This is a genomic window from Gryllotalpicola reticulitermitis (assembly GCF_042651345.1).
In the GTDB taxonomy this organism is placed as follows: Bacteria; Actinomycetota; Actinomycetes; order Actinomycetales; family Microbacteriaceae; genus Gryllotalpicola; species Gryllotalpicola reticulitermitis.
Genome location: NZ_JBHSCN010000002.1, coordinates 275,259 through 298,270, shown reverse-complemented (window position 1 = coordinate 298,270; position 23,012 = coordinate 275,259). Strand labels below are relative to the sequence as shown.

The window sequence follows — 23,012 nt, the reverse complement described above, 5'->3', positions numbered from 1 at the left end:
TAAATTGGCTATATGGCATCTGCACGAATTGGCGCGAGAGCGCTGCGCGACCTGCTGGGCGACTGGCGCAATGAAGCACCCGCCTACGAGGGGCTCGCTGACCGCGTGACGCTGCTGCTGCTCGACGGCCGCATCTCCAGCGGCAGCCGGCTGCCGGCCGAGCGCGAGCTCGCCGCTGCGCTCGAGCTGAGTCGCACGACCGTCGCCGCGGCCTACCGTCGGCTGCGCGAGGCCGGGTACGCCTCGAGCCTGCAGGGTTCAGGCACGACGACAGCGCTGCCGCACGGCCGCTCGGAGGAACCCGCTCCCGGCGACGCGCCGATCAGCTTCACCCACGCGTCGCTGCCCGCGACGCGGCTGCTGACCGGCGTGCTCGACGACGGGCTCATCGATGAGTACCGCAGTCACTTCGGGTCTCTCGGCTACGACGGCGTAGGCCAGCCGGGGCTGCGCGCGGCCGTCGCCGACTGGTACGGGCGCCGCGGGCTGCCGACCGATCCTGAGCAGATCGTCATCACGACCGGTTCCCAGAACGCGATCCACCTCGCCGCGCGGGCCCTTATCGCCCGCGGCGACCGCGTGTGGGCCGAAAGCCCCTCATACCCGAACGCGTTCGACAGCCTGCGTGACGTCGGTGCGCGGCTCATCACGACGCCCGTGACGGTCGACGACGGCTGGGACCTCGACACGCTCGAGGCGACATTCCGGCGATCGGCGCCGACGGTCGCCTATGTCATCCCGGATTTCCAGAATCCGACGGGCCGGTCGATGAGCGTCCGCGATCGTGAGCGATTCCTCGAAGCCGCCGCGGGCGCGGGCACGACCGTGCTCGCCGACGAGGCGACGGCCGAATTGGACATCGATCGAGGCATCCGGCACCCGCCGCTCGGGGCGCTCGCCGGGCGGCATGGCGCCGACGTCGTCCACATCGGCTCAGCGAGCAAGTCGGTCTGGGGCGGCCTGCGCATCGGCTGGGTGCGCGCCGAGCCGCAGCTCGCGCGGCGCATCGCCGCCGGCCGCGGGGCGACCGACCTCGGCGTGCCGATCTTCGAGCAGCTCGTCGCGGCGCGCCTGCTGCCGAAATCCGATGAGGTCGCCGAGGAGCGCCGTGCCCAGCTGCGGGAGGGGCGCGAGGTCGCACGAAGCGCGATCGAGGAGCTGCTGCCGGACTGGACCTTTCCGGCGCGGCTCGACGGAGGCCTGGCGGCGTGGGTGAACCTCGGGGCGCCGGTCAGCTCTCAGCTCGCGCTCGCGGCCCGCGCTCGCGGCCTGCTGATCGCCGCCGGACCGCGCTTCGGCGTCGACGGGGCATTCGAGCGGTACGCGCGCATTCCGATCGCCGCAGATCCGGTGGCTCTGCGTCGCGGCATCGAGCTCATCGCCGAGATCTGGCCATCGGTGCGTCGCGTGACACGCGGCGAGCTCGACTATGCGGGCACGGTGGCGTAGCCCGGCGCTGCCGAGTCGGGCGCTGCTGCACTGGTCACCGCGGCGTGGCCGGCGATCAGTGGTGGCCGCCGCCCCCGTTGCCGCCGCCCTGCTTCGTAGGCGGCTTGGGCGCCGGCGGCTGCTTCGGCTGCGCAGGCGCAGGCGCCGGCGCGGGTGCCGTGGGTCCGGCGGGGTGCGTGGTCGTGGTCTTGATGGTCGTCTTGCGCGGGGCCGGATGCGTCGGCGCGGGGGCCTGCACCTTGCCGACCATGGTCTGGTCGGGCCCCGGTAGTGCGGCACCGCCCAGGGCCGGGTTGAGTGCGGAGAACAGCGCGTGGGCGATGCTGAACTTCGCCGTGTACCCGGTTGTGCCCTGCAGCAACGGGAAGTTCAGGAGGCCGACCTGGCCCTTCTCGTTGCCCTCCCAGATCGCGGTGGTGTAGTTCGTCGTTCCGCCGACCAGCCAGTTCTCGACGTCGCTGTCGGTCGTGCCGGTCTTCGCGAACATCGGCACGCCGTCGTTCGGGTTGGCGGTCGCCCCCGTGCCGCCCGGCTGCAGCACCGAGCGCAGCGCGTATTCGACGGTGTTGGCGAGGTTGGCTGCGATCGCCTGGTGGCAGGTCGAGCCGGTGAACGGGATGTTGTGCCCCGAGACATCCGTGATCTCGGTGATGGCGACCGGGGTGCACACCTTGCCGCTGTCCGCGAAGCCCGCATAGGCGGTCGCCATCGTGAGGGGCGCGATGTCGTTCACGCCGAGGATCATCGATGGGAACTCGGAGAAGGTGCCGCCCGTCTGGCCGACGTGGATGCCCATCGCCTTCGCGTCTCCGGCGATGGCGCACAGGTCGAGCTGCTTGCCCATCTGAGCGAACGCCGTGTTGATCGACTGGGCGGTCGCAGCCTGCACCGTCATCTCCGGCGGCGGGAAGTCGCCGACCGAGTTTCCGACGTTCCAGACCTTGTCGCCGATGTTCTCGCAGCTGTTGTGGAACTCGGAGAAGTTGAAGCTGTGCTCGGTCGTCGAGACGTACTGATTGAGCGTGTGGCCCGTGCGCAGCCACTCGACCAGGCTGAACGCCTTGAAGGTCGACCCGGTCTGGAAGCCGATGCCGCCGCCGTAGTTCTCGTCGGCGTTGTAGTTGACGCTCGTCTGGCCGGCGCCGGCCGTGTTGCTGTATCTGGTGTTCTGCACCATCGTCTCGATGTGCCCCGTACCCGGCTGCACCGTGACGTCGGAGCCGCCGATGTCCGCGCCTGCCGTGCTGGCGGGGACGTAGGAACTGAGCGCCGACTGCGCGGCGGTCTGCAGGTCGAGCCGCAACGGCGTGTAGATCCGAAGACCCCCGGTCGCCAGCTTCGTCGCGCGCTCAGCTGCGGTCTTCCCGAAGGCGGGATCCTGCAGCAGTTCGTCCTGCACGTACGAGCAGTAGTAGGCGGCGTCGTGGGACGCGGTCGAGCAGCCCGAGACCTGCGGCGTGATGTGCGGTGTGATCGGCGTCTTGATCGCCTGCTCGTACTGCGTCTCGGAGATGGAGTGGTGCGTCTTCATCTTGCCGAGCACATAGTTGCGCCGGTCGAGGGTCATCGCGTAATGGTTCTTCGCGCCGTTCGCCGTGTCGTTCGGCTGGTCGATGCGCAGATTCGACGGATTGTTGAGGATGGCGACGAGGGTCGCCGCCTGGGGGATCGTCAAGTGCGCGGCATCCGTATCGAAGTAGTAGCGCGCGCCGGCCTGCACGCCGTACACCGTTCCGCCGAGTCCGACGATGTTGAGGTAGCCCGTGAGCACCTCCGTCTTCGAATAGGTGCGATCGACCGCTGAGGCGTAGCGGATCTCCTGCACCTTGCGCTTCGGCGTGTCACCGGCGACCTGCTTGTAGCAGGCGTCGATCTTCGCGGTCGTCGACAGGTTCTCGCACTGCTGCACCAGGATGTTCTTCACGTACTGCTGCGTGATCGTGGAACCGCCCTGCACGTTGCCGCCGTGGCCGACCGCGGTCGCGAGCATCGCGCGCACCGTGCCGATCGGGTCGACGCCGCCTTCGGAATAGAAGCGGGGGTCCTCGGTGTCGATCGCGGCGTCCTTGACGTCCTGCGCGATCTTGTCGGATGCGACGTCGACGCGGTCTTCCGAGTAGAAGCTCGCGATCGCCACGTTGTTGCCGTGGCCGTCTTGCGCGTACATCGTGCTCATCTGCTGCGGCGTGCCGATCTTCAGATAATCGGGCAGCGCGAAGTACGTCGAGACGGTGCCGTTGACGGTGTCGGAGGCGACGACGGCGAGCGGAGCGATCGTCGCCGTTGCGAGGATTCCCGCCACTGCCGCCGCCGCGATGAACCCGATCAACGCACCGAACCGACTGAGAAAGCGCATCGCTTCGACCATACGATGAATCCGGCGCAGGCTGTAACTCGTTCAGGGGTTGCACATGGCGCGCATGCGGTCTTCGCCGCCTCGACACGTCGCGGCGCACCGGGCTTGTTCGCGGGGCTCTGCGCGGGAAATGATGAGGTCATGAGCTATCCCGCCGTCGCTAAGGCAATCCTGGTCAGTCGGGCGGGGGGTCCGGAGGCCCTCGAGCTCGTCGATGTGCCGGTCGGTGACCCGGGGCCCGGTGAGGTCGTCGTGCGCGTGCGCGCCGCGGGCGTGAACCCCGTCGACGTGAAGATCCGCAAGGGCACCCGCGGTGACATCGCCTCGCCGATCCGCCTCGGGAGCGACGCGGCGGGCGAGGTCGTGGGCGTCGGCGAGGGCGCTCCGTTCGCCGTCGGCGACGAGGTCATCGGCTGGGGCCAGCCCGGCACCTACGCCGACTACGTCACCGGTCCGGCGAACCGCTGGACTCGCAAGCCCGCGGGCGTGACCTTCGAGCAGGGGGCCGCGCTCGGCGTGCCGGCGTCGACGGCGTACCAGTCCTTGAAATCCCTGGCGCTCGGCGACGGCGAGACGCTGCTCGTCCACGCGGGCGCGGGTGCGGTCGGGGAGGCGGCGGTGCAGTTCGCGACGCTGTGGGGCGCCACGGTCGTCGCGACGGCGAGCGAGAAGAACCACGCGAAGCTGCGCGCCCTCGGTGCCGTGCCGGTGACGTACGGCGACGGTCTGCTCGACCGCGTGCGCCAGGCCGCACCGCAGGGCGTCGACAAAGTGCTCGACCCTGCCGGCACGCAGGAGGCGATCGAGGTGTCACTGGCGCTCGTCGTCGACCCGGCGCGGGTCGTCGAGCTCGTTGTTCCAGACTGGGCCGCCGAGTACGGCGTCACCGTCTTCAGCGGGGGCCTGCCCGGCTCGATGACACCGGAGGTCATCGCGGTGCGCGACGAGTCGATCCCCATCACCGCGCAGCTCATCGCTGACGGGCGCTTCGCCGTCGAGCTGGGGCCGAGCTTCCCGCTCGCCGAAGCCGCCGAGGCGCATCGCCTCATCGAGACCGGCCACCCCGGCGGGAAGATCGTGCTGCTGCCTTGAGCATGCGGGCATGGTGATCGTCGCCGTCGCGCTCGCCGTTGCGTCGGTCAGCTACGCGGCGAGCATCGCGCTCGGGATTCTCGTCGCGACCAGGCGCGTGGATTCGAGCGGATTCCACTGGCTCCATCACGCGCTGTACGTGAGCACCTTCGTGCTCGCCGCCGCGGCGATCGTCGCGGCGTGGTGGCGGCATCCGCTCGTCGGGTGGCTGCTGCTGCCCGCGGTCGTGCCGTTCGCGTCGATCCCGTTCCTCGGCACGCGCGGGGCGAGGCATCCGATCGCCGGGCTCGTGCCCGCGCCCTTCTACGTGCTGGCAGCCATCGCGCTGCTCAGCTGAGCCGCTCGGATGTGTGGAGGAGACCATGGACTTCCTTGATGTGATGCGTCGGCGCAAGACGACGAACGGCCCGTTCCTGCCCGACCGCGTCAGTGATGAGCACCAGCGGCTGCTCATCGAGGCCGCGAGCCGCGCGCCCAGCCAGCTGAACAGCCAGCCGTGGCGCTTCGTGGTGATCGAGGACCGCGCGACGATCGAGCAGATCGCCGAGATCAGCGGGACGAGCATGACGACCGCGATGTCGAACGGCACGTTCTTCGAGCGATACAAGCCGTACTTCCGCTTCTCGCAGGCCGAGATGGAGGAGAAGCGCGACGGCATGCTCTTCGATCGGATGCCCGCGCCGCTCAGGCCGTTCACCTCGCAGGCGTTCACGCCCAACGGGCAGAGGCTGATGAACCTGCTGCACGTGCCCAAGACCCTCGGCGAGCAGAATCGCAAGCTCGTCGCCGGGTCGCCGCTGCTCATCGGCGTGATGCTCGATCGCGGCGAGTACCGGCAGGGCGAGCTGTCCTCGTTCTACTCCGTGTTCAGCATGGGTGCCGCGATGGAGAACGTGTGGCTCACGACGGTCGAACTCGGCATGGGCATCCAGTTCATCTCGTTCCCCATGGAGGTGCCCGGGCAGTGGGACCGCATCGTGTCGCTGCTGCGCGTGCCCGACGAGCTCGAGCTCATGGCCGTGTACCGCCTCGGTTACCTGCCCGAGATCTCGCGCCGTCCCACGATCGACTGGACGAGTCACGAACGGAAGCGGCCGTCGCAGTTCGTCTTCCGCGAGACGTGCGAGGCGCCCCAGCAGGGCTGGGACGCCTCGTAGTCACGGCCGGGTGACCTAGCCGCTAAAGCCGCCGGTTCCCCGGAAGCCGCCCGTTCCGCCGCCGAAGCCGCTGGTCGTGCCGCCGCCGAGGCTGCCGCCGAGACCGGTGCCGCCCGTGGCGCCCACCCGGGCGAAGCGCCCGGTGCCGGTCGTCGTCGAGGTGCTGTCGCTCGAGACCGTCGATGAGAGATCCGCGAGCACGACCTTGTCGCCGGCCGCGAGCCCGCTCGTGATCTGTGTGCGCGAGGTGCCGATCGCTCCGACCTTGACCTCGGTCGCCTGCTCGCGTCCGTCGGTCAGCACGTCGACGGTGTAGGTGCTGCCGGTGCCGAGATGGACTGCGGAGCTCGGCACGGTGAGCACTCCCGTCGCCTTGTCGACATTCACCGCGAGGCGGGCGGAGGCGCCGTTCAGCAGCCCCGATCCGTCACCGCTCAGCGCCACGGCCACGGCATAGCTGGGGGTCGACGAGCCCGTCGCGGTGTTGAGGAAGCCGATCGAGGTGACCTTCCCGCTCTGCGTACCCGACACGCCCGAGACGTTGACGGTCGCGCTCTCGCCCACCTTCAGCGGCCCGACGGACGTGGCCGAGGCGGAGGTGTTGACGACCCAGCCGTCGGTGCCGATCACCGAGATGACATCGCTCGAGGATTTGGCGCCGACCGATCCGCCCGCGGTGATCGAGACCGCCGCGACGGTGCCCGAGATGGGCGTCGTCAGCGTTGCGAGGCTCGTGTTCTGCTGCGCGACGGCGAGCTGCGCCTGCGCAGCGGTGACGGATGCCTGATCCGCGACGATCTGCTCGGCGCTCGCGGGTCCGCTCGCCGTTCCCGTTCCGGCGGTGCCCGTTCCGGAGCCGGACGCGGTCGACCCGGTGCGTCCCGAGGTGCCCGAGCCGGTGCGGCTCGACCCGCTGCCGGTCCCGGTTCCCGTGCCGGATTCCGCTCCGCCCGAGCCACCGGTCCCGCCCGTGCTGCGGGTGCCCCCACTGAAGCCGCTGCCGCCGGTCGTGCCGGTGCCGGTCCCGCTTCCCGTGCGCGTGCCGCTGCCGGACCTGCCGGGCGCGGTCGAGCCCGAGCCGGATCCCGAACCGCTGCCGGGCTTCGGCGTGCCGCTCGACGTCGGATGCGGGGTCGTCGATGGATGCGGTGTCGACGTCGGATGCGGGGTCGCCGTCGGCGTCGCTGTCGGAGTGGGCGTCGCGGTGGGGCTGGTGGCCGGCAGTTTCGCGACATCCCCCTGCAGCGTCGTGACCGCATTGTCGAGGGCGCTCTCGTCAGTGCTCAGCTGGGACTGCAGCGACGAGAGCGTCGAGAGTGCGCTCGCCAGGTCGCTGAGCGTCGTGGCGACGGACGAGGTGCTGCTCGTCGTCGCCCCGGTGAGCGCCGCCGCGACGGCGGTCTGGCACGCGCTCAGATCGCTCTGGGCCGTCGCCTGCGCGGTCGTCGCGGGCAGCCCGGCGAAGGTCGCACACGCACCGTCGCTCGCGCTGAGGCCCGTGAGCGTCGACTGTGCGGCGGTCAGATCGGACTGGACGTCCGAGGTGACCGCGTTGATCCCCGTGCTGCTGTCCGTGATGAGGTCGACGAGATTCTGCTGCGCGGTCTTCACCGCGGCGATGTCGGAGTCGATGGTGCTTGCGGTGGTCGAGCCGGCTGCCGAGGCCGTCTCGGCCACCGTGGCGGCGGCGAAGGTGCCGTAGGCGAGGCCGTCGGAGCCGGTGCTGGCGCCGGAATCCGTCGTCACATCGCTCGCAGTCGACGCGCTCGTGCTGCTGCCGCTCGTGCTGCTCGTGCTCGCCGTCTCGGAGTCGAGGTCGTCGTCGAGCGTCTGCTCCGCGGTGGTGACCGACTGCTGCGCCTTCGTGACCGCGTCGTCGAGACTCGTCGTGCTGATCGTCGCGAGGGTCTGACCGGCCGTCACCGTGTCGCCGACCTTGACGCCGACCGACGCGACGGTGCCCGAGACCTGGAACGCCTGGTCGACGCGCGTCGCCGACGCGACGGTGCCCGCGAGGTCGGCCGTCTCGGTGACGCTCGCCTTGACGGCGGACGCCGTGCGGTAGCTCGGACCCTGCGGGCGCAGAGCCGCCCACGCGACACCGCCGCCGGCCACGCAGATGGCGACGCCGATCGCCGTGCCCACGATCACCCGGTTGCGGTGCCTGGCGCGCTTGCGCTTCACATCAGCCATTGCTGGTCCCGCTCTGCCCGCCGGTCGTGCCGCCGCCGTTGCGGCCGCCGAAACCGCCCCGGCCGCCGAAGCCGGTGGTGCAGCTGCCGTTCACAGGCGCCGAGATCGCGATCGACGTGGCGGTGACGTTTCCGGAGTCGTCGGACGAGCCGCGTGCCACGACGCACTTGCCGACGGTGAGGGCCGACGACGTCGCCGATTCGGACTCGGTGTACTTCGTCGACGAGCCGACGGTCACGGTCTTGGCGGAGGTCTTCTGCGTCTGGAAGTCGAGCGCGTCGACGGTGATCGTCGAGCCGCTGACGGCCGTCACCTTGCCGCTGGTCGGCAGGACGAAGTTGCCGCCGCCAAAACCTCCCCGGCTGCCCGAGGGCCGGTTGGAGGGTCGGTCGCTCGGGTTGAAGCTCGGCCGGTTCGTCGGGCGCGTGCCGCTCGCACCGCCGCGGCCGCCGAAGCCCCCCGTGCAACTGCCGTTGCTCGGCTGGGTGATCGAGACGCTCGTGACCGCGCCGCTCGACGACGACGGCGACGGGCTCGAGGTCGAGCCGGCGGCCGACGCCGTCGTCGCCGTGACGCACTCGCCGACCTTCACGGCGGACAGCGCGACGCTCACCGTCTGGGTGAGCGCAGTGGAGGAGGTGTAGTTGACAGCGGTCTGATCCGAGCTCGACTGCACCTGCAGCGTGCTGCCGCTGATCGCCGCGATCTGGCCGATCGTGCCGTTGCCGGCGCCGCCCTGGGCGCCCCCGGCTCCGCCGCTCTGACCCTGCGCCGGGGCGCTGCTCTTGGTGGTGCCGGAGGCGCTGGCGGATGCGTGGGACGAGCATCCGCTCAGCACGAGCGCTGCGCCGACGGCCAGCGCACCGGCCGCAGTGATGAAGGAGAGTTTCCTGGACATGGTGTGATTCCTCATGGTTCCGCTGCGCCTACTCGGTGCGCAGTGCGTCGATGGGTGCGAGGCGTGCCGCGCGTGTCGCGGGGTAGACCCCGAAGATGAGTCCGATGCCGATGGCGACGACCAGCGAGAGCCCGATCGCCGTGCCGGAGATCTCGATCGACGAGCCGATCACTCCCGGCAGCGTGAGCGCCGCGACGACGCCGAGCGCCGCGCCGACGATGCCGCCCGTGAGCCCGAGCGTGGCCGCCTCGACGAGGAACTGGTTCCGGATCGCTCCGGGCGGCGCGCCGAGCGCCTTGCGCAGGCCGATCTCGCGCGTCCGCTCGGTGACGGAGACGAGCATGATGTTCATCACGCCGATGCCGCCGACCAGCAACGACAGCGCCGCGATGCCCGTGAGCAGGATCGTGAGCGTCTTCGACACCGAGGTCGCGGTGGACACGAGGGCGTCCTGGCTCGAGATCGTGAAGTCCGCGTCGGACGTCGACGTGATGTCGTGCCGCGTGAGCAGCACCGACTTCGCCTCCTGATACGCGGCGGGCAGCGCGCTGGCCGACGTCGCCTGCAGATACACGGTCGAGACCGAGTTCGCCGACGAGCCGCCGACGAGGTTCGCCTCCATCGTCGACAGCGGCACGAGGGCCGTGTCGTCGAGGTCGCTGGTCGAGTTCGAGCCGGACGGGGCGAGCACCCCGACGACCTGGAACGACTGAGAGTCGATCGTCACGCTCTGCCCGACGACATCGGTGAAGCCGAACAGCTCCTGCGCCGTCTCCGACCCGAGCACGACGACGGATGCTTCATCCGTCTCGTCCTGCGCGGTGAGGAACGTGCCGGTCTGCACGGTCCGCGCACGGACGCCGAGATACGACGGCGTCGCGCCGACGACGGTCGTCGTCCAGTTGGTGGACCCCGCCGTCAGCTCCTCCGAGGTGGACTTCTCGGCGTCGACGGCCTTGATGTCGGGCGCGTTGACGCGCGACGAGAGTGCTGTCGCGTCGGCTTCCGTGAGCGTCGAGCCGGTGCCGAATCCGCTGCGCACGCCCGTCGATGACGTCGACGAGCCCGGCGAGACGATCAGCAGGTTCGACCCGAGTGACGAGATCTGGCTCGAGACGTCCTTCTGGGTGCCGAGGCCGAGGCCGACGGTGAGGATCACCGCCGCGATGCCGATCAGAATGCCGAGCACCGTGAGCGTCGAGCGCATCTTGTGGCTCGTGATCGCGGACCAGGAGGTCCGCAGCGTCTCGGTCCAGTTCATGCGGCGACCTCCTGAGCGGTGATCAGCCCGTCGCGCACCTGGACGATCCGGCGAGAACGGGCGGCGACGTCGTGCTCGTGGGTGATCAGCACGATCGTGCGGCCCGTGTCGTGCAGCTCGTCGAACAGCCCCAGCACCTCTTCCGTGGAGTGCGAGTCGAGGTTTCCGGTCGGCTCGTCCGCGAGGATCAGCGTGGGTTCCGTGACGAGAGCCCGGGCCACCGCGACGCGCTGCTGCTGGCCGCCGGAGAGCTGGCCCGGTTTGTTGTCCAGCCGGTCGCCGAGGCCGACGCGTTCGAGTGCTGCGACGGCGCGCCCTCGGCGCTCGTCCCGGTGAACACCCGCGTAGACGAGCGGCAGCTCGACGTTGCGCCATGCGGAAAGGCTCGGCAGCAGGTGGAACTGCTGGAACACGAATCCGATCCGCTGGTTGCGCACCATCGCGAGCTCGGTCTCGTCGAGGTCCTCGACGTTGTCGCCGGCGAGCAGGTACGAGCCGCTCGTGAGCGTGTCGAGGCAGCCGAGGATGTTCATGATCGTCGACTTGCCGCTTCCCGACGGTCCGATCACAGCGACGTATTCGCCGGCGTCGATCGTCAAGTCGATGCCGCGCAGCGCCTCGTATTCGATCGATCCGGTCTTATACGTCTTCCGCGCCCCCGCGAGGCTGATGACCGGTCCGTGCTCGGTGACGTCACCGAGGAACGACAGGACGGATGCGTCTGCCATCAGTTCCCCGACCCGCCGGTGCTGCTGGTGCCCGTGCTGCCGCCGAATCCGCCGCGGGTGCCGAAGCCCCCGCCGGTGCCGGTGCCGAATCCGCCCCCGAAGCCGGTTCCGGTGCCCGTGCCGCCGGCGCCGCCGCCGAATCCTGCGCCGAATCCGCCCGTGCCGCGACCGGTCGTACCGGTTCGGCCGGTGCCCGTGCCGCCCGGTCGCACGCCGATCTTGAGGACGACCTGGTCGCCCGACTTGAGACCGTCGGTGATCTGGATGTACTGGCCCTGCTGCAGTCCGGTCGTCACGGTCTGCTGCACCTGCTTGCCGTTCTCGACCTTCGTGACGGTCGACTTGCCGTTGACCTGCGAGACGGCGAGGCTCGGCACGGCGACCGCGTTGGCGATCTTCTTGTAGATCACGTCGGCGGTGACGGAGACGCCGTCGTACAGCTCGCTGGGGCTGCCCGTCACGGCGACGTCGACGGGGTAGGTGGCCGCCCCCGAGGTCGTGGACGGCAGCAGGCCGATGGAGCTCACCGTCCCGAAGAACGACGGGTTCTCGCTGGTGGAGAGGGTCACCTGGTCGCCGGTCTTGATGTTCTTGACCTGAGCGGCCGCGACGCTGATCTGCGTCGTCCACGAGTCGGTCCCGGTGATCTCGAACGCGGTGCTCGACGACGAGCTCCCGCTCGACGAGCTCGTGCCCGAGGCGGACGCCGAGCCGCTCGATGCCGCCGCGCCGCTGCCGGTGCCTGTGGATCCGCTGCCTGAAGAGTCGCCGCCCGAACTGCTCGACGCGCCCGCGGTCGATGCGCTCGACCCGGTCACGGAGTCGCCGACGGCGACGTTCACGGCCGTGAGCATGCCCGAGACGGGCGCCTTGAGCGTGGTGCCGCTGACCTCGGCGTCGGCGGAGGTGACGGATGCCTGCGCCACGGTGACCGCCGCCTGATCGGCGGTGATCTCCGCCTCGGCTTCGGTCGACCCGTCGCTGGCGGACTCGGCGGCCGAGAGCCGCGCCTGATCGGTGGCGAGCGTGGCGTTCGCCTGCGCGAGGTCGGCCTGCGCCTGGGTGGTGGTGACGGTGCCGAGCACGTCGCCGGCCTTGACGGTCTGCCCGGCCTTCACCTTGACGCTCGTCACCGTGCCGGAGGCGGCGAAGCTCACGTCGCGGTCGACGGTCGGGGCGAGCGTTCCGGTCCCGGAGACCGACTGCTCGAGCGTGCGGGTCGACACGGTCAGCGTCGTGGAGGTGGGGGTCGCCGCGTTGGCGTCGGATTTTCGTGCGAAGCCGAACCACCAGACGGCGGCTCCCGCGAGGACGACAACGACGACGACCGTAATGATCCACGTGCGTGGACGCGAGAGGAAGGCCATCATGAGCGAAACTCTGCGGCCAAGAATTTGGGCGAGGTCATCGCGCAGCTATGGACGGCATAAGAAGCCAGTACGCGCGTATGCTGCGCGCATGGGCATCGTCTACATCGCGGCCGCGATCTCGCTCGCGGCGCTCGCAATGGCGGCGTGGGCCGTGGTGAAGACGGCCTTCGAGTCGGGCCGCGATCGGGGCATGAAGCGGCCCCGCTCGTCCGACCACGAGCGGGGCCTCTGAACCAAGAGTTCCACTCCTCGGCTCACAAAGTGCTCAACTTGGCCGGTAATCACAGTTTTGTGGGTTGATGCCAGGCGACCGCATGGCGGGCTTTCAGCTTGCGGCCGCGCAAGAGCCCGTCGGTGAACGATCGGCTAAATGATCTGCCAGTCGGAGTTGTCGTCGGCGAGCGCAGCGGACGGCGCGGCGTGGGAGAGCCTCACCGCGATGAGCTCCTCGTCGAGCGCGAAACGCTTGGCTCGTTCGTCGGCGCGGGCCGCCTCGGCGGCGCACCGGTCCGCCTCGGAGTCGAGGCGGCGAGCATCCGTCGCACGCATTCTGGCGATCTGCGGCGAGCGAGCGGATGCTTCGCGCCCGCGTTCCCGCATCGCCTCTGCTTCTGCCCGCTTGTCGGACTCGATGGCGCGGAAATCGACCGCCTTGCGCTCTTCGGCGAGGCGGTTCTTCCGCTTCAGCATCAATTCGACTTCGGTGACCTCTAGCGCCATCGACTAGACGGTACCGATGGATGCGCCGCCGCCGGTGCAATCAGCGCGGAGCGTCGGGAGCCGACACGACGAGCTTTCCGCGCACGTCGCCGTCGATGAGCCGCTGGAATCCCGAGCGCACCTCATCGAAGGGCAGCACCGAGTCGATGTGGGGACGAATGCCGGCGGCGCCGAGGAACCTGATCAGCGCCTCGAACTCGGACCGCGTCGAGCCCGTCGAGCCGACGACGGAGAGCTGCTGGAAGAAGATGCGGTTGAGCTCGGCAGGCGGCATGTTCCCCGTCGTCGCCCCGCATGTGACGATCGTGCCGCCCGGTTGCAGCGAGCGCAGCGAGTGGCCCCACGTGGCCTCGCCGACGGTGTCGACGACCACGTCGACCCGCTCGGGCAGTCGCGCGCCCGACTCGAACACCTCGTGCGCGCCGACCGCGAGCGCGAAGTCGCGCTTCGCCTGCGTGCGCGCCGTCGCGAACACCCTCGCACCGGCGGCGCGGGCCAGCGAGATCGCCGCGCTGCCGACCCCGCCCGAGGCGCCCTGCACGAGTACGCGATCGCCCGCCCGCAGCCGCGCGCGAGTGAACAGCATGCGATAGGCGGTTCCCCAGACGATGCCGAGGGTCGCAGCGTCTTCGAAACTCAGCCATTCGGGCTTCGGAACCACGCAGCTGTCGGGCACGAGCACGTATTCGGCCAGCGCGCCGTTCACGGTCTCGGTGAGCAGCGCGCGACGGGGGTCGAAAGTGACGTCACCACCGCCGCGGTTCGGGTCGCCGAGCACCGGATGGATGACGACGTCGTCACCCGCATCGGTCACGCCCGCGCCGTCGCAGCCGAGCACCATCGGAATCCGCTCGGCGGGGTGACCGACACCGCGCAGCGTCCAGATGTCATGCGGGTTGAGCGAGGCCGCCCGCACCCGAATCCGGGTCCAGCCGGGCTGCGCCTGCGGCGTGGCCACCTCTTCCAGCGACAGGCCCGCGAGCGGGTCTTCCATGCTCTGTGCAACAGCGACGGCAGCGCGCACGCGATCCTCCCCGATTCGGTCCGCTCACCCTACGCCGGGGCGCCGACACGGCCGGCGAACGCCCTGGAAACTGCCTCTTGCCGCGCCCCGCACCCAGCGCGATCATGTGCGCGACAGAAGCCATTCCTATCTGCTCAGGAGGCACGAAAATGTCCGTCAGCTTCACTCCCTACCTCTCGTTCCGCGGCCAGGCCCGCGAGGCGATGGGCTTCTACCAGTCCGTCTTCGGCGGCGAGCTCAACGTCACCACGTTCGCCGAGGGCAATATGACCGACGGGGTCAACCCCGACGAGGTCATGCACTCGCAGATCGACGGCCCGGTGCCGCTCATGGGCGCCGACGTGCCCGAGTCCATGCCCCTGACCCAGGGCTCGAGCATCTCCCTCTGCTTCTCGGGCGACGCGAGCGGCCTCGACACCGGCCGCGACTATTGGGCCAAGCTCGCCGAAGGCGGCCAGGTCAGCATGCCGCTCGACCTCGCTCCGTGGGGCGACTACTACGGGAGCGTGACCGACAAGTTCGGCATGAGCTGGATGTTCGACTTCAGCGCTCCCGAGGTTCCGAGCGACGCGAGCGCCCTGCACACGGAATCGACGAACCTCTAGCCACGAGGGCGGTCAGCGCATCGCACGCACGGCGGTCGCGTCGAGGTCGTCATCGCGCACGATCTCGACGCGCCAGCCGTGCGTCGCGAAGATCTCACGGTCGGCGTCTGCCTGCCGGCGACTGGTCTCGACGAGGACCACGCCGCCGGGGGACAGCCAGGCCGCCGCATCGGCCGCGATGCTGCGGTGCAGCAGAAGCCCGTCGGGGCCGCCGTCGAGCGCGATCGTATGCTCGAACTCCCGCGCCTCGCGCGGCATGTGCACGAGTTCTGCGCTCGGCACGTAGGGCGCGTTCGCCACGATCACATCGAACTGCGTCCCTGCGGGCAGCGCCGCGAACAGGTCGCTCTCGATCGCTCGGCCGCCGAGCGGCGCGAGGTTCTCGGTGGCGACGGCGACCGCGTCGGGGTCGATGTCGGCGGCGATGACGGATGCCTCAGGCATCCGCGCCCCAACCGCCGTCGCGACGGGCGCGACGCCGCAGCAGAGCTCGAGCACGTGTGGCGCCTCGCGTGCTTGGGCAGACCCCTCAGCGCGCGGTGTGGGCTCCGCGCGCCGGCTGCTCTGCGCGTGGGGGAGGCTCGGGTCGCCGCGGAGCGAGGCGAGCGCTAGGCGCAGCAGCAGCTCGGTGCGTCGCCGGGGCACGAACACCCCGGGCGCGACTCGCAGCCGCAGGCCCGCGAACTCGGCCCAGCCGAGCACGTACTCGAGCGGTTCGCCGTCGACGCGCCGGGTCACGAGCTGCTCGAGCTGGCCGGCATCCGAGGTCGCCGTTCGCAGCAACTCGGCCTCGTCCTCCGCGAACACGCAGCCCGCCGCACGCAGGCGCGCGATCAGCTCAGCATGGGCCGCGTCGTCGTCAGGCAGCGAGCAGCCCCGACTTCTCGGGGTGCTGGTCGAACCACTTCGCGACGTACCAGCACATCGGCACCACCTTCGCGTCGGGCGCGTTGCGTTCGATGTCGTCGATCGCGAAGTCGACGACCTGGGCCGCGAAGCCCGCGCCGCGCTGCCGCGGGTCGGTGAAGGTGTGCGTGAACGAGATGCGGTCGCCGTTGACGGTGTAGTCGGCGGCGCTGACGAGTTTGCCGTCGATCTTGAGGACGTAGCGGTGCGCGTCGGTGTCGTGGATCAGCTCGCTGCTCACCGTTCGAGCCTAAGCCTGCATGCGCGCCTCGCGCCCGGTCGCACTGCTCGTCGTCTAGGACTTCGTGCGCAGGATCAGGTGAGCGACGAGCGCCGTCCAGCCGGTCTGGTGACTCGCACCGAGCCCTTCACCGGTGTCGCCGTGGAAGTACTCGTAGAAGAACAGCTGGTCCTTCCAGCGCGCATCCGTCGACAGCAGCGGGTACCGCGCATCCGACGGGCGCGGTGCTCCGTCCGGCCCCGGCAGGAAGATCGAGATGAGTCGCTCGGCGAGCTCGTCGGCAACGTCGCCGAGGCCGAGCCGGCGGCCGGTGCCGGCGGGGAATTCGACCGTGTGCGACTCGCCGAGGTTGCTCTCGTAGTCGCGCAGCGAGTCGATGATGAGGGCGTTCAGGGGGAACCAGACCGGTCCGCGCCAGTTCGAGTTGCCGCCGAACAGGTGGCTCGTCGACTCGCCCGGCTCGTAGTCCACCTGGCTGTCGACACCGGCGATCGAGATGTGGAACGGGTGGTCCCGATGCCAGGCGGAGATCGAGCGGATGCCGTGCGGCGACAGCATCCCGCTCTCATCGAAGACGTTGGCGAGCACCCGCTCGAGCCGTTCCGGGCTGACCAGCGCGAGCAGCGTCGTGCCGCCGCCGCGCGGGTGCAGGTGGGGTGCCGTCGACGTTTCGCGCTGCTCCGGCGCCGAGGCGCGCGGGGCGAACGTCACGGTCTCGCTGGCACCCGGCTGCCGGCGCAGGAAATTCCGAACGGATGCCTGGAACTCGGGCAGACCGTCTGCGATGCCGTCGAGCGCGAGCGACGCCGTGACGGGTACGAGCCCGACGAGCGACCGCACCCGCAAGGGATGCTTGGAACCGTCCGGCGTCGTGAGCACGTCGTAGTAGAACGCGTCCTCCTCGCTCCATAGCCCCTCGTCGTTCGCGGCCTGCGCGATGCGCGTGAAGTGCTCGAAGAACTTCACCGCCACGTCTTCGTAGGCCCGCTCATGATGCGCGAGCGTCAGGGCCATCTCGAGCAGGTCGAGCGCATACACGGCCATCCAGGCCGTCGAATCGGCCTGCTCGATGCGGCCGGCGTCGGGCGGCAGATTCGAGCGGTTCACCGGCGCGATGTTGTCGAGGCCCATGAACCCGCCCTCGAACAGGTCGTCCTGGCCGGCGTCCTTCGTGTTCGTCCACCAGGTGAAATTCATCATGAGCTTGTGGAACACGCGGGCCAGGAAGGTGAAGTCGGTGCCGCCGTCGAGGCGGAACACCGCGAGCGCGGCGCGCGCCTGCGTCGGCGGGTTCACGTCGCCGAAGTCCCATTCGTACGCGGGCAGCTGGCCGCTCGCGTGGGTGTACCACTCGCGCAGCAGCAGCACGAGCTGGCTCTTCGCGAACTCGGGGTCGATGTGCGCGTAGGTGATGCAGTGGAAGGCGAGGTCCCACGCGGCGAACCAGGGGTACTCCCATGCGTCCGGCATCAGGATCACGTCTTTGGCCGCGAGATGCTGCCACGCGCCGTTACGGATGCTCCCGCGCCCGGCCGGCGGCGCGGGGTACGCCGGGTCGCCGGTCAGCCAGCGCCGCACGTCGTAGTGAAAGAACTGCTTCGACCAGGTGAGACCGGCGAGCGCCTGCCGCAGCACGCGCTTGCGGTCGTTGTCGAGCCCGGCGGGCGCGACGTTGTCGTGGAACGCGTGGGCCTCGGCCTGCCGCTGCGCGACCAGGACGTCGAAGTCGTCGAAGCCGGGGCGCCCGCCGCTGTCGCTGAGGCGCAGGCGCAGCACGCGCGTCTCACCCGGGTCGAGCGTGAGGGTGTAGCGGACGGATGCCTTCGTGCCGGTCCTGCCCGGGTTGACCGTCGCCGCCCCGCTCACGACGTGGTCGTTGATGCCGTCTTTCGGGTACGGCGACAGGTTCGTGGCGCCCTCGCCGAACAGCTTCACCGCATTGGTCTCGTTGTCACAGAACAGCGTCTCGGTCGCGGCGACGCCGGCTGAGGAATCCGCCGTCTCATACGCCAGCGTCAGCGGACCCGCGAGCAGCGCGCCGTCGCCCTGGGCGATCACCGGCTTCTCGCCCGTCGGCACCTCCCAGCTCCAGGTGTTGCGGAACCAGAGCGTGGGCAGCACGTCGATCGTCGCCCGAGCGGGGCCGGCGTTCTCGACGGTCAGACGCAGCAGCAGATCGTGCGGACCCGCCTTGGCGTAGTCGGCCGAGACGACCCAGTAGCGGCTCTCGTCGAACACGCCCGTGTCGACCAGCTCGTACTCGGGCTCGAGCACGCCGCGCCGCGTGTTCTCGGCACGCAGCTCCTCATAGGGGAACGCGGCCTGCGGGTAGTGATAGCGCCAGCTCTGCCACGAGTGGGTCGGCGTGCCGTCCAGATACCACCAGTAGTCCTTCGCGTCCTCGCCGTGATTCCCCTCAGGCCCGGCGAGGCCGAACATCCGCTCTTTCAGGTGGTCGTCGCGGCCGTTCCAGAGCGCGAGCGACAGAACCCAGTTCTGCTGCAGGTCGCAGAAGCCGGCCATGCCGTCCTCGTTCCAGCGGTACGCGCGGCTGCGCGCGTGGTCGTAGGGGAAGAAGCGCCACGCATCGCCATCGGCGCTGTAGTCCTCGCGAACGGTTCCCCAGGCGCGCTCGGCGACATAGGGACCCCAATCGCGCCATTCCGCTTGCCCGGAATCGGCCGCTTCGACACGCTGGTGTTCGGGGGTGCGCTGATCGGCGGCCATACCTCGGATGATATTCACTGCAGCGGGGAAGGTCGTCGATGGAGATCCGCATCGAGAAGGTTGAGCCGCTCCACGTCTATGCCATGTCGTCAGGTCCGGCGCCGATTCCGCGCGAGCAGATCCCGCCGGTCACGTACCGCCTCTTCGACCTGCTGGCCGGCCGCCTGATCGAGATCGGCGTCGAGCCGCCCGAGACGGGCGTCGCGTGGTACGAGCGGATGACGGGCGAGTTCGGCGAGCACAGCCAGCGCGTCTGGGTCGGCTACATCGTCGAGGGCAACGCCTTCGGCGAGATCTCCCCGGTCGTGCTCGACGGGGCCGAGAACGTCGCCGTGGGGATCCACTACGGGCCGATGGCCGGCATTCGAGAGTCGTGGAACGAGCTCTTCGACTGGGTGCACGAGCACGGTGGCCACTCGGCCGGCTACGCACGCGAGGTGCATGTGAAGGCGCGGCCGCTGCCCGAGGAGCAGTGGGTCACGCGCCTCGAGCTGCCCTTCGAATAGCGGCCCGTGAACAGCAGCCCGTTCGGGGCGCGGGTCCGAGACGGCGCGCGCTTCGCCGTCGCCTCAGTCGTCGCGGCGCTGCTCTCGTTCTGGACGATCGCGTACTTCGCGCGCCACGACGCGCTCGTGGTGCAGCTGTGCATCTCGGGCGTGATCATCGCGCTGTCCATCGTGCGCAGCGACGAGAGACGGTCGGCAGCAGGCGCCGGCGGGGGTGAGCGGATGCCGGCGTGGGCGCTGTGGCTCGCCCGGCTGGCGATGGTGCCCCTCGTCGCGCTGCTCGGCACCGTGCTCGGGCGGCTCGTGCCGGACGATCCTGAGCTCGGCTTCGCGCTCATCGGCGTGCCGCTCGTGCTCGCGATCTGGGTCCGGCGGTTCGGGCCCGTCTGGACCCGGCTCGGTTCCCTGTGGTCCTTCCCGTTCATCGCGTCGCTCGTCACGCCCGCTGCGGCGATCACACGCGGCGCCGGCGTGTGGTGGGGCGCGCTCGCCGCGTTGATCGCGGTGGCGTGGGGCTCGGTGCTCGGGTGGCTCGTCTCCGCCTCGGCCGCCGCCGCGCCCACCGGGGAGCGAGCTGCGCTCGCGACGAGGGGCCGGCCCGCAGCCGGCTCGCGCAGGCTCGCGGCGAGCGATCGCATGGCGATCCATCTCGCCATCTCACTCGCGGCGGCGATCCTGCTCGGCTGGTGGCTGCTGCCCGCACACCTCGGGTGGCTCGTGCTCACGGCGTTCATCGTCAACAGCGGAAACCGCGGCCGGGCCGACGTCGTCTACAAGGGCGTGCAGCGACTCGTCGGGGCCGGGGTGGGCACGATCCTGGCGACTGCCGTGGGCACGCTGTTCGATCCGGGCGACTCGGGTGCGCTGGTCGCCATGTTCGTCGTGCTCGGCATCGGCGCGCTGCTGCGCCCGGCGAGCTACGCGTGGTGGGCCGCGGCGATGACGGGCGCGCTCGCCCTGCTCTACGGGTACCTCGGCGAGGGCGGTGTGTCGTTCCTCGGCGAGCGGCTGCTCGCGATCCTGATCGGCGGCGCGGTCGCGATCGCGGCCAGCTACTTCGTCGTGCCGGTGCGCTCGATCGATGTGGTGCGACGTCGCACGGCGGATCTGCTCGGTCTCGGGCGCGAGATCCTCACCGCCGATCGTTCCGACCCCGCGTATCCGGAGCTGCGCGCACGGGTGCCGGACGCCTCGGCGCGCGTACGACAGCTGGCGCCGCCGTTCCATGCCCTGCGGTTCGTGACATCCGGCCGCAGCCCGGCAGCGCGTCGCACCGCCGACCTCATCGATCGCGCGACGGCGCTGGGCGAGAGCCTCGAGGGCTTCGCCCTCACCCCATCGCGCGAGCTCGGCGCCGAGCTGGGCGCCGAACTCGGGTCGGTCCGCGAGCTCCTGCTCGCATTTCGCGGGGCCGGCCGCGTCGAGAAGTCGCGCAGTGACGCGCAGTGAAAGGAATGGCGCACCGGCGTGTCATGGGGCGCCGCCGCTTCTGCGCAGCCTGCGGTGGTCGTGCTTTCCTTGAGGCGTGACCGAACTCATCGTCATGGTCGGGGCCCTCAACGCGGACCTCGGAATCCGAGTGGCCAAGCTGCCCGCCCCCGGTGAGACGGTCGCGGGCCGTGACGTCGAGACGTCACCGGGTGGCAAAGCATCCAATCAGGCGGTCGCGGCGGCCCGCCTCGGCGGCCGAGTGCGGCTCGTCGGCGCCGTCGGCGACGATGAGGCAGGGCGGATGCTCCGCGACCGCGCGAAGGCCGACGGCGTCGACGTCGCGTTCGTCGCCGTGCTGCCGGCCGTCGGCACCGGTCAGGCGATCATCCCCGTCGACGAGGCGGGCGAGAACGCGATCATCCTGATCCCCGGAGCGAACGGTGCGATCTCGCCGGGGGACATTCCCGACGCGGCATACGACGGAGCCAGCGTCGTCTGCCTGTCGTTGGAGGTGCCGATGGAGGTCGTCGTGAACGCCGCTGTGCGCGCATACGCCGCCGGCGCGACGGTCATTCTCAACCCCTCGCCGTTCCGTGAGCTGCCCGACGAGTTGCTCGATGCGGTCGATGTGCTCGTGGTCAACGAGCTGGAGGCCGGGCAGCTGCTCGGGCCGGCCCAGTCGTTCGTGGCGGTCGACGGCGCCCCGGCTCTGCGCGAGGCGCTCGCACCGCACGGCGTCACGCGTTTCGTCGTGACTCTCGGCGCGCAGGGCTCGGTCGCCGTGGACGGGCCGGCAGCCGCACAGATCGAGCCGTCCCCGGTGAGCGCCGTCGACACCACCGGTGCTGGGGACGCCTTCACCGGCACGCTCGCCCTGCGGCTCGCCGCCGGTGACTCCCTCGCGGATGCCGCGCGCCAGGCATCCGTCTCGGCTGCCCTCAGCACCACGCGCCGGGGCGCGCAGGCGTCCTACGCCGACCGCGACGAGCTGGCCCGCGCGATTGCCGGTTCGGAACGTTCCGCTGCCGGGGCGGGCTACGCGATCACGGATTCCGAGCGCTGATGGCCGCGGAACAGCCGTCGAGCGTGCGGGTCGACGTGTGGGCGTGGTCGGTGCGGCTCTACAAGACCCGCTCGGCGGCGACGGACGCGGCGAAGGCAGGGCACATCCGCGTCAACGGGGAGCGCGCGAAGCCGGCGCAGCCCGTCAAAGTGGGGGACGAGGTGCGCGCAGTCACGGACCGCGAGCACATCGTGTTCGCCAAGCAGCTGCTCACGAAGCGCGTCGGGGCTGCGATCGCGGCGACGGCCGTCGACGACCGCACACCGGCACTCCCGCCGAAGGAGGAGCGGGCAGCCCCCGTCGTGCGCGAGAGGGGTGCGGGGCGTCCCACCAAACGCGACCGCCGCGCGATCGAGCGGCTCCGGGGGCACTAGGGCCTGCCGGCGCGCGTCCTCAGGCGCCCGCGACGAAGAAGTGCCAGCCCAGCCAGAACCAGAACACGGTGAGTACGACCCGGGCGGGGCGGGAGGCGAAGACGCGGCCGAGCGCCTTGCCCAGCGGCGCGATCCGCCGCGGCCGGACGCGCGAGAAGACCGCCAGCGCGACCCCTGCGAGTCCGATCGCGACGTAGCCGGCGATGGTGAGGTCGCGCATCATGAGGCAGCACTGCCGTTCACCGCATCCGCATCGGCGTCCCTGCCCGAAGCCGGCTCGGCGCCCGACTCGTCCGAACGGTGCGGCTCGCCGGAATCCGCCACGTCGTCGGAAGCGCTCCACCCGCGGCGCGCGAACGCCCAGCCGACGGCAACCCACAGACCGAAGAGCACCGCTCGTGCGAACGGCGCGTCGATGGCGGGCTTCACGAGATCGGACAGGGCCGGGTGCTCCCAGTCGGCGCGCGCGGAGGGCAGCCCGAGGAAGAACGACGCGAGCTCCCAGAGGCAGAGCGCGATCGCGATGCCTGCCCACCAGATGGCGGCGCGGCGGATTCCTCGCTGGCCGTCCTCGTCTACGACGAACGCCGGGCGCCGCCCCCACATCGGCCGGATCGCCGCCGCGCCGCCGGCTGCGACGAGGAGCGCCGCGACCCACCCGAACTCCGGCGCGATCCCGATCACGGCGGCGCTCACGGTGATCGCGACCGCGACGACCCAGCCGGGCGCACGCGGCGTGCCGAACGTGCGATCGACGGCGCGCAGCCAGCCGAGTTCGTCCGCGACCAGTGCGGCCGCGCCGAGTACGAACGGGATGCCCTCGATCGGCGCGCCGCGACCGATCTGGAACGATCCGGCCGCGACGAGCACGAAGAGCCACGGAGCATCCGTCACCAGCCACCGGGTGGCAC

At 70.4% G+C, this 23,012-nt stretch carries 23 protein-coding genes; 10 read left to right on the top strand and 13 right to left on the bottom strand.

Features of this window, described 5'->3' with window-relative positions; translation table 11 throughout:
- Positions 1 to 12: 12 nt before the first annotated feature.
- Complete coding sequence (gene yczR, locus ACFOYW_RS01845) at positions 13 to 1,449, top strand: MocR-like transcription factor YczR (RefSeq protein ID WP_390226885.1); 1,437 nt, start codon at positions 13 to 15, stop codon at positions 1,447 to 1,449.
- 55 nt (positions 1,450 to 1,504) lie between these two features.
- Here yczR and ACFOYW_RS01840 read toward each other — a convergent pair whose 3' ends face one another.
- Complete coding sequence (locus tag ACFOYW_RS01840) at positions 1,505 to 3,805, bottom strand: transglycosylase domain-containing protein (protein WP_390226884.1); 2,301 nt, start codon at positions 3,803 to 3,805, stop codon at positions 1,505 to 1,507.
- 141 nt (positions 3,806 to 3,946) lie between these two features.
- Here ACFOYW_RS01840 and ACFOYW_RS01835 point away from each other — a divergent pair, with 141 nt between their 5' ends.
- The 3 genes from ACFOYW_RS01835 to ACFOYW_RS01825 are packed head-to-tail and all read left to right on the top strand — an operon-like array spanning position 3,947 to position 6,054.
- Positions 3,947 to 4,897, top strand: a complete 951-nt coding sequence (locus tag ACFOYW_RS01835) for an NADP-dependent oxidoreductase (RefSeq protein WP_390226883.1) — start codon at positions 3,947 to 3,949, stop codon at positions 4,895 to 4,897.
- Positions 4,898 to 4,907: 10 nt separating this feature from the next.
- Entirely contained in the window at positions 4,908 to 5,234 is a 327-nt protein-coding gene (locus ACFOYW_RS01830) for a hypothetical protein (RefSeq protein ID WP_390226882.1), read from the top strand.
- Positions 5,235 to 5,259: 25 nt separating this feature from the next.
- Positions 5,260 to 6,054: a nitroreductase family protein gene (locus ACFOYW_RS01825; protein WP_390226880.1), complete on the top strand. Its 795-nt coding sequence runs from the start codon at positions 5,260 to 5,262 to the stop codon at positions 6,052 to 6,054.
- Positions 6,055 to 6,069: 15 nt separating this feature from the next.
- Here the strand turns inward: ACFOYW_RS01825 and ACFOYW_RS01820 are convergent, their stop codons facing one another.
- Genes ACFOYW_RS01820 through ACFOYW_RS01800 form a run of 5 tightly spaced genes read right to left on the bottom strand, consistent with a single transcriptional unit; the run spans position 6,070 to position 12,504 of the window.
- Positions 6,070 to 8,247: an HlyD family efflux transporter periplasmic adaptor subunit gene (locus tag ACFOYW_RS01820; RefSeq protein WP_390226879.1), complete on the bottom strand. Its 2,178-nt coding sequence runs from the start codon at positions 8,245 to 8,247 to the stop codon at positions 6,070 to 6,072.
- A complete protein-coding gene (locus ACFOYW_RS01815) occupies positions 8,240 to 9,145 on the bottom strand; it encodes a DUF5666 domain-containing protein (RefSeq protein WP_390226878.1) in 906 nt (301 codons plus the stop codon). The genes ACFOYW_RS01820 and ACFOYW_RS01815 overlap by 8 nt, the downstream gene beginning before the upstream one ends.
- Before the next feature lie 28 nt (positions 9,146 to 9,173).
- Positions 9,174 to 10,406, bottom strand: a complete 1,233-nt coding sequence (locus ACFOYW_RS01810; RefSeq protein WP_390226877.1) for an ABC transporter permease — start codon at positions 10,404 to 10,406, stop codon at positions 9,174 to 9,176.
- Positions 10,403 to 11,134 (bottom strand): ABC transporter ATP-binding protein, encoded by a 732-nt coding sequence (locus tag ACFOYW_RS01805; protein ID WP_390226876.1) that lies wholly within the window; start codon positions 11,132 to 11,134, stop codon positions 10,403 to 10,405. The genes ACFOYW_RS01810 and ACFOYW_RS01805 overlap by 4 nt, the downstream gene beginning before the upstream one ends.
- Positions 11,134 to 12,504 (bottom strand): efflux RND transporter periplasmic adaptor subunit, encoded by a 1,371-nt coding sequence (locus ACFOYW_RS01800; RefSeq protein WP_390226875.1) that lies wholly within the window; start codon positions 12,502 to 12,504, stop codon positions 11,134 to 11,136. Before ACFOYW_RS01800 ends, ACFOYW_RS01805 begins: the two co-directional genes overlap by 1 nt.
- 88 nt (positions 12,505 to 12,592) lie before the next feature.
- On the opposite strand from ACFOYW_RS01800, the gene ACFOYW_RS01795 reads away from it, so the two are divergent.
- Positions 12,593 to 12,736, top strand: a complete 144-nt coding sequence (locus tag ACFOYW_RS01795; protein WP_390226874.1) for a hypothetical protein — start codon at positions 12,593 to 12,595, stop codon at positions 12,734 to 12,736.
- A gap of 134 nt (positions 12,737 to 12,870) precedes the next feature.
- Here ACFOYW_RS01795 and ACFOYW_RS01790 read toward each other — a convergent pair whose 3' ends face one another.
- On the bottom strand, positions 12,871 to 13,224 hold the full coding sequence (locus tag ACFOYW_RS01790) for a hypothetical protein (protein WP_390226873.1): 354 nt from the start codon (positions 13,222 to 13,224) through the stop codon (positions 12,871 to 12,873).
- A 40-nt stretch (positions 13,225 to 13,264) separates the two neighbouring features.
- Positions 13,265 to 14,248, bottom strand: coding sequence for a zinc-binding dehydrogenase (locus ACFOYW_RS01785; RefSeq protein ID WP_390226872.1), 984 nt, complete (start codon positions 14,246 to 14,248; stop codon positions 13,265 to 13,267).
- Positions 14,249 to 14,397: 149 nt separating this feature from the next.
- On the opposite strand from ACFOYW_RS01785, the gene ACFOYW_RS01780 reads away from it, so the two are divergent.
- The gene (locus tag ACFOYW_RS01780; protein WP_390226871.1) at positions 14,398 to 14,853 is read left to right on the top strand and encodes a VOC family protein; all 456 of its coding nucleotides are present in this window, start codon (positions 14,398 to 14,400) and stop codon (positions 14,851 to 14,853) included.
- Positions 14,854 to 14,865: 12 nt separating this feature from the next.
- Here ACFOYW_RS01780 and ACFOYW_RS01775 read toward each other — a convergent pair whose 3' ends face one another.
- The 3 genes from ACFOYW_RS01775 to ACFOYW_RS01765 are packed head-to-tail and all read right to left on the bottom strand — an operon-like array spanning position 14,866 to position 18,727.
- Positions 14,866 to 15,660: a N5-glutamine methyltransferase family protein gene (locus ACFOYW_RS01775; protein WP_390226870.1), complete on the bottom strand. Its 795-nt coding sequence runs from the start codon at positions 15,658 to 15,660 to the stop codon at positions 14,866 to 14,868.
- A 52-nt stretch (positions 15,661 to 15,712) separates the two neighbouring features.
- Positions 15,713 to 16,000 (bottom strand): GNAT family N-acetyltransferase, encoded by a 288-nt coding sequence (locus ACFOYW_RS01770; protein WP_390226869.1) that lies wholly within the window; start codon positions 15,998 to 16,000, stop codon positions 15,713 to 15,715.
- 54 nt (positions 16,001 to 16,054) lie between these two features.
- Positions 16,055 to 18,727 carry an MGH1-like glycoside hydrolase domain-containing protein gene (locus ACFOYW_RS01765; RefSeq protein ID WP_390226868.1) on the bottom strand — a complete coding sequence of 891 codons (2,673 nt, stop codon included), beginning with the start codon at positions 18,725 to 18,727 and terminating at the stop codon, positions 16,055 to 16,057.
- 38 nt (positions 18,728 to 18,765) lie between these two features.
- Here ACFOYW_RS01765 and ACFOYW_RS01760 point away from each other — a divergent pair, with 38 nt between their 5' ends.
- The 4 genes from ACFOYW_RS01760 to ACFOYW_RS01745 all read left to right on the top strand — a co-directional run bounded on the left by ACFOYW_RS01760 (position 18,766) and on the right by ACFOYW_RS01745 (position 22,101).
- Positions 18,766 to 19,233, top strand: coding sequence for a GyrI-like domain-containing protein (locus ACFOYW_RS01760; RefSeq protein WP_390226867.1), 468 nt, complete (start codon positions 18,766 to 18,768; stop codon positions 19,231 to 19,233).
- 6 nt (positions 19,234 to 19,239) lie between these two features.
- Positions 19,240 to 20,682: an FUSC family protein gene (locus ACFOYW_RS01755; RefSeq protein ID WP_390226866.1), complete on the top strand. Its 1,443-nt coding sequence runs from the start codon at positions 19,240 to 19,242 to the stop codon at positions 20,680 to 20,682.
- Positions 20,683 to 20,758: 76 nt separating this feature from the next.
- Positions 20,759 to 21,727: a ribokinase gene (locus ACFOYW_RS01750; protein WP_390226865.1), complete on the top strand. Its 969-nt coding sequence runs from the start codon at positions 20,759 to 20,761 to the stop codon at positions 21,725 to 21,727.
- Positions 21,727 to 22,101, top strand: coding sequence for an RNA-binding S4 domain-containing protein (locus ACFOYW_RS01745; protein WP_390226864.1), 375 nt, complete (start codon positions 21,727 to 21,729; stop codon positions 22,099 to 22,101). Before ACFOYW_RS01750 ends, ACFOYW_RS01745 begins: the two co-directional genes overlap by 1 nt.
- A gap of 19 nt (positions 22,102 to 22,120) precedes the next feature.
- On the opposite strand, the gene ACFOYW_RS01740 is transcribed toward ACFOYW_RS01745, so the two are convergent.
- Together ACFOYW_RS01740 and ACFOYW_RS01735 are read right to left on the bottom strand one after the other, a co-directional pair.
- Positions 22,121 to 22,324 carry a DUF6186 family protein gene (locus ACFOYW_RS01740; protein ID WP_390226863.1) on the bottom strand — a complete coding sequence of 68 codons (204 nt, stop codon included), beginning with the start codon at positions 22,322 to 22,324 and terminating at the stop codon, positions 22,121 to 22,123.
- On the bottom strand, positions 22,321 to 22,995 hold the full coding sequence (locus ACFOYW_RS01735; RefSeq protein ID WP_390226862.1) for a hypothetical protein: 675 nt from the start codon (positions 22,993 to 22,995) through the stop codon (positions 22,321 to 22,323). Before ACFOYW_RS01735 ends, ACFOYW_RS01740 begins: the two co-directional genes overlap by 4 nt.
- Between the last annotated feature and the right edge of the window lie 17 nt (positions 22,996 to 23,012).